Source organism: Corynebacterium uropygiale (genome assembly GCF_021568315.1).
Lineage (GTDB): Bacteria > Actinomycetota > Actinomycetes > Mycobacteriales > Mycobacteriaceae > Corynebacterium > Corynebacterium uropygiale.
The window spans coordinates 15,821-28,899 of the sequence record NZ_JAKGSI010000005.1; the positions used below are offsets into that span (position 1 = coordinate 15,821).

Consider the following 13,079-nt stretch of genomic DNA (forward strand, 5'->3'; position numbering starts at 1 on the left):
TAGTTACATGCCGGGGAGGGTAGGGTCCGCGGAGGCGCCACATGTGGGGTGCCGGAGACGCCCGTGCTGGGAATTCCCCCCTTGTAACTACTACATATAGTGTCACTTGCAGGGCAAAGCCCCAAAGTATAGTGTTGTCCGTGTTGCCGCCGACGGGGACGAGAACCCCGAGGATGCGGTGCTCGAGCGAGAACCGGGGAAGGTGTCGCTCGAGGCGATCACCCAATTTGTTGCATACGCAAAGGACGGACCATGGCTATTACCCTGTACACCAAGCCCGCTTGCATGCAGTGCAATGCCACCAAGAAGGCTCTTGACCGTGCCGGCCTGGAATACACCACGGTGGACATCAGCCTGGATGATGAGGCCCGCGATTACGTCATGGCCCTCGGCTATCTGCAGGCGCCCGTCGTCGAGGTGAACGGCGAGCACTGGTCCGGCTTCCGTCCCGACCGCATCCGCAGCCTCGCGGCCCAGGCTGCGTAGGACGTCCCCTCCTGTTAGCGTGCGCCGTCTCCGATCCATCGGGGCGGCCTTTATGACTATATAGAGCCCGTGACCTGACAAAAGGAAGTGATCGGAGTGCTGGTGGTGTACTTCTCCTCCGCGACGGAGAATACGCATCGCTTCGTGAAGAAACTGGGCCTCCCGGCCCGCCGGATCCCGCTGAAAAGGAGCGACGAACCACTCATCGTCGATGAGCCCTACGTCCTCATCTGCCCCACCTATGGTGGCGGCGCCGGGATTCTCCACCAGAACTCCCGACCCGTCCCGCCGCAGGTCATCCGATTCCTTAATAATGAACACAACCGGAGCCTCATCCGGTGCGTAGTCTCCTCCGGAAACTCCAACTTCGGGGTGGACTTCGGCAAAGCCGGCGATGTCATCGCCGAGAAGTGTCACGTGCCCTACGTGTACCGCTTTGAGCTCCTCGGCACGGAGGAGGATGTGCGCATCCTCCGCGACGGCCTCCGGGCCAACGCCCGTGCCCTCGGCTTCGAGAATCCAGAACTGAGTGAGCCGGTGGATTCCGTCCCCGGCTCCGCCTCCGAGCGCGAAAGGCTGATTTGATCGCATGTCGCAAAGCACGCATTCCTCATCGGTGACCGAACCGACGATGAAGCACCAGGAGATGGACTACCACGCCCTCAACGCCCTCCTCAACCTCTATGACGAGGACGGCAAGATCCAATTCGATAAGGATCGCGCCGCGGCCCGGCAGTTCTTCCTCCAGCACGTCAACCAGAACACGGTCTTCTTCCATGACCTCCACGAGAAGCTCACGTACCTGGTGGACAACGACTACTACGACCCCGCAGCCCTCGAGCCCTACTCCTTCGAGTTCATCAAGTCGCTCTTCCAGCGAGCCTACGCTCACAAGTTCCGATTCAAGACTTTCCTGGGCGCCTACAAGTACTACACCTCGTACACGCTGAAGACCTTCGACGGCCGCCGCTACCTCGAGCGCTTCGAGGACCGCGTCTGTATGGTGGCCCTCTACCTCGCCCGCGGCGACGAGCAGCTCGCCGAGAAGTTGGTCGACGAAATCATCTCCGGCCGCTTCCAGCCGGCCACCCCCACCTTCCTCAACGCGGGCAAGGCGCAGCGCGGCGAGCTCGTCTCCTGCTTCCTCCTGCGCGTGGAGGACAACATGGAGTCCATCGGCCGGGCGATTAACTCCGCCCTGCAGCTCTCCAAGCGCGGCGGTGGTGTGGCCCTCCTGCTCAGCAACCTCCGCGAGGCCGGCGCCCCGATCAAGAAGATCGAGAACCAGTCCTCGGGCGTCGTTCCCGTCATGAAGCTCCTCGAGGACTCCTTCTCCTACGCCAACCAGCTGGGCGCCCGCCAGGGCGCGGGGGCCGTCTACCTCAACGCCCACCACCCGGACATCCTCACGTTCCTCGACACCAAGCGCGAGAACGCCGATGAAAAGATCCGGATCAAGACGCTCTCGCTGGGCGTCGTGATCCCGGACATCACCTTCGAGCTGGCGAAGAGGAACGACGACATGTACCTCTTCTCCCCCTACGACGTGGAGCGCGTCTACGGCAAGCCCTTCGCGGACATCTCCATCACCGAGCACTACGAGGAGATGCTCGAGGACGATCGCATCGCGAAGAAGAAGATCAACGCCCGCCAGTTCTTCCAGACGCTCGCGGAAGTGCAGTTCGAATCCGGCTACCCGTACATCATGTTCGAGGACACCGCGAACCGCGCGAACCCCATCGAGGGTCGGGTGACGCACTCCAACCTGTGCTCCGAGATCCTCCAGATCTCCACCCCCTCCCACCTCAACGAGGACCTCACCTACGAGCACGTCGGCGAGGACATCTCCTGCAACCTGGGCTCTCTCAACATCGCGCTCACCATGGACTCCCCGGACTTCTCCCAGACCATCGAGACCGCCATCCGCGGGCTCACCGCCGTCTCGGAGCGCACGTCCATTGACTCGGTGCCCTCCATCCGCAAGGGCAACAACGCGGCCCACGCGATTGGCCTCGGCCAGATGAACCTCCACGGCTTCCTCGGCCGCGAGCGCATCCACTACGGCTCCGAGGAGGGCCTCGACTTCACCAACGCCTACTTCGCCGCGGTGCTCTACGCCTGCCTCCGCGCGTCCAACACCATCGCCCGGGAGAAGGGGAGGGCCTTCGAGAAGTTCGAGACCTCCGAGTACGCGAGCGGCGCCTTCTTCGACCGCTTCGACCCGGCCGACTTCGCCCCGAAGACCGAGAAGGTAAAGGAGATCTTCGCCCGCTCCTCCGTCACCGTGCCCACCGCCGAGGACTGGGAGCAGCTCAAGCGCGACGTCATGAAAGACGGCATCTACAACCGCTACCTCCAGGCCGTCCCGCCGACGGGCTCGATCTCCTACATCAACAACTCGACCTCCTCCATCCACCCCATCGCCTCGAAGGTGGAAATCCGCAAGGAGGGCAAGATCGGCCGCGTCTACTACCCGGCGCCGCACATGGACAACGACAACCTGGAGTACTACCAGGATGCCTACGAGATCGGCTACAAGAAGATCATCGACACGTACGCCGTCGCCACGAAGTACGTTGACCAGGGCCTCTCGCTCACCCTTTTCTTCCCGGCCAACGCCACGACCCGCGACATCAACCGCGCGCAGATCTACGCCTGGTCCCACGGCATCAAGACGCTCTACTACATCCGCCTCCGCCAGCTCGCCCTCCAGGGCACCGAGGTGGAAGGCTGCGTGAGCTGCATGCTCTAGAAGTATCCCCGATGGGAGAACGAGCGCCCCGTCCGCATGGGACGGGGCGCTCTCGTGTGTGCAGGCTCGCTCTAGGGCTCTAGAGCCCGAAGGTGGAGTCCACCTCCTGGATGATCTCGCGCGCGACGGCGGCCGCCTGGTCGGCCTCGCCAAGAGCGATGGCATCAGCCAATTGGACGTGGAGATCCATGGCGCCGGGAACCGGGCGGGCGGGTTGGAGTCCCCGATGGGTGCGGGTTTCCATGACGAGGTTCATGAGACCCTTCAGCCCATTGAACATTTCGTTGCGGGAGGCTTCGAGGATGAGCCCGTGGAACTCGCAGTCCGCGGCGAGGAATCGATTGGTATTTCCTTTGCGCTCCTCCCCGAGCTGGTAGAGCTCCCGGGCGAGCTCTTGGAGCCGGGCTCGCTGCTCGGGCGTGGCCAAATCCGCGGCCTTGCGCGCGGCCAAAGGCTCGATGGCCATGCGGAGCTCATTGAGGGAATGCAATTGGGCGGTGCGCTGGGTATCTGCTTCCAAACGCCACCGAATAATGAGCGGGTCAAAGAAGGACCACTCGCTGCGCGGGGCGACGGTAATGCCGACGCGGCGCGAGGACGTCACGAGGCCGCGCTGCTCCAGGGCCCGCATGACCTCGCGGGCGACGGTGCGGGAAATATCAAAACGCTCGCACAGGTCCTGGAGGGTGAACACCTGGCCGGGGCCGAGGGTATTGCTAATGATGTCAATACCAATACTGTCGAGGACAGTGTTCAATAAGGGGGTGGGGGAAGAGGAACTCTGGGCGGGCATAAGGTACGAACTCCACGACGTTTCAGGTTGGGTTTCCGTTATTCCTAGAAAGATAATAGAAAACGGCTGTCCGTGGACAGCCGTTGGAATGGGGGTTACCCCCGCTGAGCTTTAGCGGGCGCCAAGCTCGGAGTCGATGCGGAGGATACCGGAGCCGGACTCGCCGGCGATACGCAGCCGGTCGAGAATGTCATTAACGGTGGCCTCCTCTTCGATCTGCTCGTCGAGGAACTCGTTAATGAGCGGGCGGGAATCCCAATCCTTGTGCTCATCCTGGAGCTCCGCGAGGCGGCGGATCTTCGCGGAGACGGAGCGCTCGTGGTTGAGGGCGGCCTCGAAGGCCTCGACGGCGCTGTTGATCTTCACGATGGGGGCGCTGATGTTGTTGATCTGGGGGAGAATCTCACGATCAAGGAGGTGCTGGGAGAACTTCGCAGCGTGCTCGAGCTCTTCCTCGTGCTGCTTCTTCATCCATTCGCTCATGCCGAGGAGCCCCATGTCATCCATGACATAGGAGAGCTGGAGGTAGAGCATGCTCGCCTCGATCTCCGCGGTGACCTGATCGTTGAGTGCGTCCTGGAGTTGTTCGTTGATAGCCATGACCCTTATTTAAGGCGCCGACGCACCCCTTCGCACCTAAGGTAAGCGTGCATTTACCAGCGAAATCCCGCAATGCGGACGTCGGGATCCTAACATGCGAGACAGGTCAGGTATGCCCATCTTGGGCTGCGGATTTATGCCCTCCCTAAGAGGTGCAGGTGACAGCGGTTTTCGCTCATAGGCGCCCGCGGGCCAAAAATCCATGTGATATTCCTCACGTTCTGCCGGCTGTGGCATTGAGCAGCCGGGGGAGGAGGGGCCACCGAAGATGGGTACACTACACGCTATGACGCCCACTGCCTCGCGGCGAGGGTCGGGCGAAAGTGAACCACTCATAGAGGGAGAAAGTATGTCTGCAGAGACGCCATCGCAGCGTGACTGTGGCACGTTTTTCGAGCGCTATTCGGGCCCCGTTGAGGCCATCAACTGGAACGACATCCCGGACGAGAAGGACCTCGAGGTCTGGGACCGCCTCACCGCCAACTTCTGGCTTCCCGAGAAGGTTCCGGTGTCCAACGACGTGAAGACCTGGGCCACTCTCAGCCCCATCGAGAAGCAGACCACCATGCGGGTCTTCACCGGCCTCACCCTCCTGGACACCATCCAGGGGACGGTCGGGGCCGTCTCTCTCCTTCCCGACGCGCAGACGCTCCACGAGGAGGCTGTCTACACCAACATCGCCTTCATGGAGTCGGTGCACGCGAAGAGCTACTCCAACATCTTCATGACCCTGGCCTCCACGAAGGAGATCAACGACGCCTTCCGCTGGTCCGCGGAGAATGAGAATCTGCAGCGCAAGGCGAAGATCGTCATGTGCTACTACGCGGGCAATGACCCCCTCAAGCGTAAGGTGGCGTCGGTCCTCCTTGAGTCCTTCCTCTTCTACTCGGGCTTCTACCTGCCGATGTACTGGTCGGCCCACGCGAAGCTGACGAACACGGCGGACATCATTCGCCTCATCATCCGCGACGAGGCGGTGCACGGCTACTACATTGGCTACAAGTTCCAGAAGGGTCTGCAGAAGGAGTCCGCGGAGCGCCAGGCGGAGATTAAGGAATATGCCTTCGACCTCCTCTTCGAGCTCTACGAGAACGAGATCCAGTACACGGAGGACCTCTACGACGAGCTCGGCTGGACCGAGGATGTCAAGCGCTTCCTGCGCTACAACGCGAACAAGGCGCTCAACAACCTCGGCTTCGAGGGCCTCTTCCCGGCCGACGACACCCGCGTCTCCCCGGAGATCCTCTCCGCCCTCTCGCCGAACGCCGATGAGAACCACGACTTCTTCTCCGGCTCCGGCTCCTCCTATGTCATGGGCAAGGCAGAGGATACGACGGATGACGACTGGGACTTCTAAATCCCATCGCTCGCGCCTCCACCGCGCGACACGTGGCACCTGCTAGCGTCGAGACCATCGACGCGGGCGGGTGCCTTTCTCATGCGTGGGGCGCCGCGCGGCTCCATCTTTGGGATGAGCCCAAGCGGGGGTGTGGCAGGGTGGGGGCGCTGAGACTACTGAGGTGAAGCGTGTCACACCGAAGATGTGATGAATGGGGGCGCGCCCCCGAGAAAACGATCCATTCGGGCAGGATCGGTGACCGAACAGGCGGGGAGCCGGGCCCTCCGGCGGGGCCCTCAGGCTGAGGAAGGAAAACGGTCATTGGCTTAGTTCCTCATGCTCTCTTAAGATAGACCCGTAAAACCCTGGCAGTTCTGCAGCCTCAGAACTGCCTTCGTAGTCAGGAGGATTGTATGTCTGCTGTGGCACCACGGCGCGAGGATTACGTCGCGCCAACACGGCCGAATCCCACCGGGCATGACCGAAAAGGGTCGAAAGCCTGGATGATGCTCACCACGACTGATCACAAGCAGCTGGGCATCATGTACATCATCATGTCCTTCAGCTTCTTCTTCCTCGGAGGGCTGATGGCGCTGCTCATCCGTGCGGAGCTCTTCTCCCCGGGTCTGCAGTACCTCTCCAATGAGCAGTTCAACCAGCTGTTCACCATGCACGGCACCGTCATGCTGCTGCTCTACGGCACCCCGGTCGTGTGGGGCTTTGCCAACTACGTCCTGCCGCTTCAGATCGGCGCTCCCGATGTGGCCTTCCCGCGCCTCAACGCCTTCGGTTTCTGGATCACCACCGTGGGCGGTGTCGCTATGCTCGCGGGCTTCCTGACCCCGGGTGGTGCCGCAGACTTCGGCTGGACCATGTACTCCCCGCTGTCTTCTGCGGTCTATACCCCGGGTGTGGGTGCTGACCTGTGGATCGTCGGTGTCGGTGCCACCGGTGTCGGTACCGTCGCCTCCGCGATCAACATGCTCACCACGATCCTCTGCCTCCGCGCCCCCGGCATGACCCTCTTCCGCATGCCGATCTTCACGTGGAACATCTTCGTCACCTCCGTGATCGTGCTCATGATCTTCCCGCTGCTGCTCGCCGCGGCTCTGGGCATTCTCTACGACCGTAAACTCGGCGGCCACATCTACGATCCGGGCAACGGCGGCGCCATGCTGTGGCAGCACCTCTTCTGGTTCTTCGGCCACCCCGAGGTGTACGTCCTCGCCCTTCCGTTCTTCGGTGTCATCTCTGAGATCATTCCGGTCTTCTCCCGGAAGCCGATGTTCGGCTACGTCGGCCTCGTCTTCGCGACGCTGTCCATCGGTGCCCTCTCCATGGCGGTGTGGGCTCACCACATGTTCGTCACCGGCGCGATCCTGCTGCCCTTCTTCTCCTTCATGACCTTCCTCATCGCCGTCCCGACCGGTGTGAAGTTCTTCAACTGGGTTGGCACGATGTGGGGCGGTCACATCACGTGGGAGACCCCGATGATGTGGTCCATGGGCTTCATGGCGACGTTCCTCTTCGGCGGCATGACCGGCATTATGCTGGCTTCCCCGCCGCTGGACTTCCACATCTCTGAGTCCTACTTCCTCATCGCGCACTTCCACTACACCCTGTTCGGTACCGTGGTGTTCGCCTCCTGCGCTGGCGTGTACTTCTGGTTCCCGAAGATGACGGGCCGCATGCTGGACGAGCGCCTCGGCAAGATCCACTTCTGGCTCACCTTCGTTGGCTTCCACGGCACCTTCATGGTTCAGCACTGGCTGGGCAACATGGGTATGCCGCGTCGGTACGCCGACTACCTCGACTCCGACGGCTTCACCGGCCTCAACCAGGTCTCCACGGTCTTCTCCTTCCTGCTGGGCCTCTCCGTGATCCCGTTCATCTGGAACGTGTTCAAGTCCTGGCGCTACGGCGAGGTCGTGACCGTCGACGACCCGTGGGGCTATGGCAACTCCCTCGAGTGGGCGACCTCCTGCCCGCCGCCGCGCCACAACTTCGTGTCCCTGCCGCGGATCCGCTCCGAGCGCCCGGCGTTCGAGCTGCACTACCCGCACATGGTTGAGCGCATGCGTGCAGAGAACCACGGAGGCAAACTCGAGCACTCCTAATCCGCAGCGCGTGACCACGCACTGAGGTTTTACAACCACCTGACTGCACGGCCCCCAATCCTTACCCGAGGATTGGGGGCCTCGGTCTGTCCACCCACTGTGACGTGCCACAATATTCGTGTGACTACGCACCCCGAACAACCCCATACCCCCCTCGAGCCGGGCCTCGTCCCGGGCGTCATCACCGTGACGGGCCCCGACCGCCCGGGCGTCTCCGCCGCCGCCTTCCGCGTCCTCTCCTCCCACGCGGTGCAGGTTCTCGACGTCGAGCAATCCCAGTTCCGCGGCCGGCTCTCCCTCGCGGTGTTCTGCGGTCTCCGATCGGAGAGCGCAGACTCCCTGGAATCGGGGTTGGTGGGGACGCTGAGCTCCTATGGGCAATCGGTGAGTGTGGAGGTCAGCGACAGCGTCGTCCGCTCGCAGCCGCGCTCCACCCACGTCATGGTGGTGCTGGGCAGCCCGGTCACTGCCCGCGACATCTCCCGAATCGGCCAGACGCTCGCAGACTTCGGCACGAACATCGACCGCATCCGCGGCATCGCCGACTACCCCATCACCGGTCTGGAATTCCGCCTCACCGTGCCCGACCCCACGCCCGGCGAATCGCGTCGCCTCCGCGCCGCCCTCGCGGCGCTCACCCCGGAGCTCGGCGTCGACATCGCCGTCGAACGCGCCGGCCTCCTCCGCCGCGCGAAGCGGCTCGTGTGCTTTGACTGCGACTCCACCCTCATCAGCGGCGAGGTCATCGACATGCTCGCCGCCCACGCGGGGCGCGAGAAGGAGGTCGCGGAGGTCACCGAGCGCGCCATGCGCGGCGAACTCGACTTTGCCGAATCACTCCGCCAGCGCGTCGAGGCGCTCGCAGGGCTCGACGCGCGCGTGCTCGAAGACGTCGCCCGCTCCATTGAGCTGAGCCCCGGCGCCCGCACGACCATCCGCACCCTCCGCCGGCTCGGCTACACGACCGCCGTCGTCTCCGGGGGCTTCACCCAGGTGCTCGACTACCTCGTCGAGGACCTCGGCATCAACCACGCCCGCGCTAACGAGCTCGAGATCGTCGATGGGAAACTCACCGGGCGCGTGATCGGCTCCATCGTCGATAGGGAAGCGAAGGCGCGCTTCCTCCGCGAGTTCGCGGAGGCGGAGGGGCTGCACATGCACCGGACGGTGGCCGTCGGCGATGGGGCGAATGACATCGACATGCTCTCCGCCGCCGGGCTGGGCATTGCGTTCAACGCGAAGCCCGCGCTGCGGGAGGTCGCCGACGCATCCGTCAACAACCCCTTCCTCGATGAGGTCCTCTACATGATGGGCATCCCGCGCGCGGAAATCGAGGCCTCGGACCTCGAAGACGGCAGCTACCGTCGGGTGCCTCTCCAGTGATGGGACCCGACGCTCCCGGCCGATACTCGCGAGCCGCCCACCGTGCGCTCGCGCAGCGCGCCGCCGGCGGCCCCCACGACGAGGACCCCGCCGACCCGCGCACCGTCCAGGCCATGCAGCTGGTCCTCCACCTGCCGAAAACGGGCCATGCGACGCGCGCCGCTTACCTCGCATCGGCCGCGCGGGCCGTCGCTGCCCTCTGCCTCGACCCCCGCGCCGCCGAGGACGACTCCTGGCGCCTCGCCCTCCACGACTGGTACGACCATCGCATCCGCAAAGTCGCCCGTCGCGCGCGCAATAAAGCATGGGACGTCGCGCAGGGCCTCCCCGGGATCACCATCTCCGATGGAGGGGAGCCGCCCGCCCTCGTGCGCGCGTTCCTTCCCGGCCCCGTCTCGGAGGTTCCACCGGAGCTGCGAAAGTTGCAGATCTCGGGGACGGATCTCCCCATCGAGGATGGGGCCGCGCGGGAGCATTTCTCCATCGAGGATGGGGAAGTGCTGGTGGCCATTGATGCGTCGCTCGGCATGAGCTTGGGCAAGGCGGCGGCGCAGGCGGGTCATGCGTCGATGCTGTGGGCGGCGCGGCGCGATGAGTCGGTGGTGCGACCGTGGGCGGAGCAGGGATGCCCGTTGCGCGCAGTGGAGGTCGGGCCGGAGATTTTTGCTCGGTGGCGGCGGGATCCGCGCGCGGTGCTCGTGCGGGATGCGGGGTTCACGGAGGTTGCCCCCGGCTCGGTGACGGCGCTCGCACTCGATACACTGAGTCCTTGTGACTGATTCCCTGACCGATACCGGCACGCTTCTCGCCGCGGCCGTGGAGGCGCTCGGGGGCGCGCCGCGCCTGGGCCAGCAAAAGATGGCTGACGCCGTGTCATCCGCGATGGAGCGAGAACGCCACCTGGCCGTCCAGGCGGGCACCGGGACGGGGAAGTCCTTGGCTTACTTGGTGCCGGCGCTGCGCCACGCGCAGGCGACGGGGAGCACGGTGATTGTCTCGACGGCCACCATCGCGCTGCAGAACCAGCTCGTGCAGCGCGACTTGCCGCGGCTGGTGGAGGCCCTCGAGCCGCACCTGGAGCGGCGCCCCACCTTCGCCATCATGAAGGGCCGCTCCAACTACGTGTGTCTCCATCGTCTATCGGCGGGCCCGGAGGCGGAGCCAGAAGGCGGCCTCTTTGAGCAGGAGGAGCTCACCTGGATGGGGAAGCAGGTGGCGCGCGTTCGGGAGTGGGCGCAGGAGACGGAGACGGGGGACCGGGATGACCTCGATCCGGGTGTGCCGGACATGGCGTGGAAGAGCGTCTCCGTTACTGCCCGCGAATGCGTGGGGGCCAAGACGTGCCCGCACGGGGAGGAGTGTTTCGCCGAGCGCGCCCGGCCGGAGGCGCGGGAGGTGGACGTCGTCGTGACAAACCATGCGCTGCTCGCGATCGATGCGCTCGCCGACATGAGCATCCTCCCGGAGCACGACGTGGTGATCGTCGATGAGGCGCATGAGCTCGATGGGAGAATCACGTCTGTCGCGACGGCCTCCCTCTCATCGACGATGGTGCGCATGGTGGCGCGCCGGGCGAAGAAGCTCGGGGCGGAGGGCGCCGACGCCACCGTGGAGGAGGCGGCGCAGAGCCTGGAGGAGGCCCTGCTGCGCCAGGAGCCCGGCCGGTGGACGGATCTTCCGGAGGAGGCGCGCGATGAGCTCGTCGGCCTGCGCGATGAGCTTTTTGCGCTGCGGCAGAAGGTCGGGCGCGGGCCGGAGGGGGAGGCCGCCTCGGACCCGGAGAAGGCCGCGGAGCGCCACAATGTGGCGAGCCACCTCATGGAGCTGCACGACTCCGTGGTGCGGATGCTGGAGGTGTTCGACGAGAGCGATCCCGCGAAGCAGGCCGATGTCGTGTGGCTCGTCCACGATGAGCGCCGCGGCACCGCCACGCTCCATGTGGCGCCTCTGTCGGTGGCGGGGCTGCTCCACTCGCGGCTCTTCGCGGAGAACACCGTGATCCTCACGTCCGCGACGCTCACCGTCGGCGGCAACTTCCGTGCGATGGCAGCCGCCTGGGGCCTGCCGCGCGGCATGTGGGACAGCCTCGACGTCGGCTACCCCTTCGACCCGGCGCGCTCCGGCATCCTCTACGTGGCCCGGCACCTGCCGGCGCCCGGGCGCGACGGCCTGGCGCCCGCCACACTGGACGAGATCGCGGAGCTCATCACGGCGGCGGGCGGGCGCACCCTCGGGCTCTTCTCCTCCCGCCGCGCGGCGCAGCAAGCCGCCGAGGCCATGCGTAACCGCCTGCCCTTCGACATCCTGCTCCAGGGGGACGAATCCACCGGCACCCTCGTCCGCCGCTTCGCCGCATCCGAGAATGTGTGCCTCTTCGGGACCCTCAGCCTCTGGCAAGGCGTCGATGTCCCCGGGCGCTCCCTCTCGCTCGTCATCATCGATAGGATCCCCTTCCCGCGCCCCGACGATCCGCTCCTCCAAGCGCGCAAAGAAGCCGCTGACGCCGAGGGGCGCAACGGCTTCATGGAGGTCTCAGCCACGCATGCGGCGCTGCTGCTCGCGCAGGGGGCGGGGCGGCTGCTCCGTCGTATCGACGATAGGGGAGTGGTGGCCGTGCTGGACAACCGGCTGGTCACCCGACGCTATGGGGAATTCTTCTGTTCCTCGATGCCAGCCTTCTGGCGGACCACCGATCCCAGCACGGTGCGTGGAGCGCTGCGTCGGCTGGTGGCGGCGCCAAAAGCGTCGAAGGATCAGAGGTAGCTGGTCTGCAGGGGAGCACCCGTCGCTATGCGGTAAGCGACCGCGGGCACCATGATGTTGAGCGGCATTGCGACGACAATACCGATGATCGTCAGCCCAAGAACCATGTTGATGATAAATAGAACAACCCAGATGCCGATCAGCACAAGGATGTTGCTCCGCACGACATTGAACGAGGCCATCAGCGCCTGACCCACGCCCCCATGGACGATGGTGGCATGGGCCGAGAGGCTGAAGCAGATCGTCAGAATGAGCGAGATGATCGCCGCGATCGCGACCCACAAGAGGTGCGGCTTGAGGACGAGGAGAATGAAGGGCACGACCTGAATAATGCTCACCACGATGGAGACGAGCAGCACGCGCCCGAAACCGTGCGAGCGGAAGAAGTCGGCATAGGAGGTGAAGGGATGGCCGCCCAGATCGCGGTGCACGGTGAGCGTGAAGAAGATGTTAATGATGAGGGAGACGATCGCCGAGACGATGAAGATGATGATGAAGACGGGCGTGAACTTCGCAGAGAGGGCGACCGTCGGGTCGGCGGTCGCCTGAAGTGCTTCATTCGGCGTCGTGAGGCCGTCGGCGATAACAAAGATGACGCTCACAATGAGGTAGATGAGCGACATCACCACCCAGTGCCCCCAATGGGAGCTAAAGGACTTCCATGCGATGGAGAAAGTCGACTCGAAGGGGATTGTGCCCGGGTGGGCGGGGCTACGGCGGGGATCGGCGATCGTCGATGGGGAGCCGAGGGGCGCCTGAGGTGCCTGGGACTCCTGGGGCTCGCGGCCCCAGTCGGGGGAGTCCTCGGGGTGCTGGGGGAATGGGGGGATGTTCTCAGCCATACCC

The 13,079-nt window shown here is 64.5% G+C and carries 11 protein-coding genes; 8 read left to right on the plus strand and 3 right to left on the minus strand.

Going from position 1 to position 13,079, the window contains the following annotated elements:
• Window positions 1-252 precede the first annotated feature (252 nt).
• From nrdH to nrdE, 3 genes are all read left to right on the plus strand, one after another.
• A complete protein-coding gene (gene nrdH / locus L1O03_RS09575) occupies window positions 253-486 on the plus strand; it encodes a glutaredoxin-like protein NrdH (RefSeq protein WP_236119564.1) in 234 nt (77 codons plus the stop codon).
• A gap of 96 nt (window positions 487-582) precedes the next feature.
• Window positions 583-1,071, plus strand: coding sequence for a class Ib ribonucleoside-diphosphate reductase assembly flavoprotein NrdI (gene nrdI, locus L1O03_RS09580; protein ID WP_236119741.1), 489 nt, complete (start codon window positions 583-585; stop codon window positions 1,069-1,071).
• Between the two features lie 4 nt (window positions 1,072-1,075).
• On the plus strand, window positions 1,076-3,238 hold the full coding sequence (nrdE, locus tag L1O03_RS09585; RefSeq protein ID WP_236119565.1) for a class 1b ribonucleoside-diphosphate reductase subunit alpha: 2,163 nt from the start codon (window positions 1,076-1,078) through the stop codon (window positions 3,236-3,238).
• Between the two features lie 79 nt (window positions 3,239-3,317).
• On the opposite strand, the gene L1O03_RS09590 is transcribed toward nrdE, so the two are convergent.
• Entirely contained in the window at window positions 3,318-4,031 is a 714-nt protein-coding gene (locus L1O03_RS09590) for a FadR/GntR family transcriptional regulator (RefSeq protein ID WP_236119566.1), read from the minus strand.
• A 111-nt stretch (window positions 4,032-4,142) separates the two neighbouring features.
• Entirely contained in the window at window positions 4,143-4,631 is a 489-nt protein-coding gene (locus L1O03_RS09595; RefSeq protein ID WP_236119567.1) for a ferritin, read from the minus strand.
• Window positions 4,632-4,980: 349 nt separating this feature from the next.
• Between L1O03_RS09595 and nrdF the strand changes: the two genes are divergently transcribed.
• The 5 genes from nrdF to L1O03_RS09620 all read left to right on the plus strand — a co-directional run bounded on the left by nrdF (window position 4,981) and on the right by L1O03_RS09620 (window position 12,233).
• On the plus strand, window positions 4,981-5,988 hold the full coding sequence (nrdF, locus tag L1O03_RS09600; RefSeq protein WP_236119568.1) for a class 1b ribonucleoside-diphosphate reductase subunit beta: 1,008 nt from the start codon (window positions 4,981-4,983) through the stop codon (window positions 5,986-5,988).
• 395 nt (window positions 5,989-6,383) lie between these two features.
• Window positions 6,384-8,087 carry an aa3-type cytochrome oxidase subunit I gene (gene ctaD, locus L1O03_RS09605; protein ID WP_236119569.1) on the plus strand — a complete coding sequence of 568 codons (1,704 nt, stop codon included), beginning with the start codon at window positions 6,384-6,386 and terminating at the stop codon, window positions 8,085-8,087.
• 120 nt (window positions 8,088-8,207) lie between these two features.
• On the plus strand, window positions 8,208-9,470 hold the full coding sequence (serB, locus tag L1O03_RS09610) for a phosphoserine phosphatase SerB (protein WP_236119570.1): 1,263 nt from the start codon (window positions 8,208-8,210) through the stop codon (window positions 9,468-9,470).
• Complete coding sequence (locus tag L1O03_RS09615) at window positions 9,470-10,249, plus strand: peptidyl-tRNA hydrolase (RefSeq protein WP_236119743.1); 780 nt, start codon at window positions 9,470-9,472, stop codon at window positions 10,247-10,249. Before serB ends, L1O03_RS09615 begins: the two co-directional genes overlap by 1 nt.
• Window positions 10,242-12,233, plus strand: coding sequence for an ATP-dependent DNA helicase (locus L1O03_RS09620; RefSeq protein WP_236119571.1), 1,992 nt, complete (start codon window positions 10,242-10,244; stop codon window positions 12,231-12,233). The genes L1O03_RS09615 and L1O03_RS09620 overlap by 8 nt, the downstream gene beginning before the upstream one ends.
• Here the strand turns inward: L1O03_RS09620 and L1O03_RS09625 are convergent.
• A complete protein-coding gene (locus L1O03_RS09625; RefSeq protein WP_236119572.1) occupies window positions 12,224-13,075 on the minus strand; it encodes a hypothetical protein in 852 nt (283 codons plus the stop codon). The genes L1O03_RS09620 and L1O03_RS09625 overlap by 10 nt on opposite strands.
• Between the last annotated feature and the right edge of the window lie 4 nt (window positions 13,076-13,079).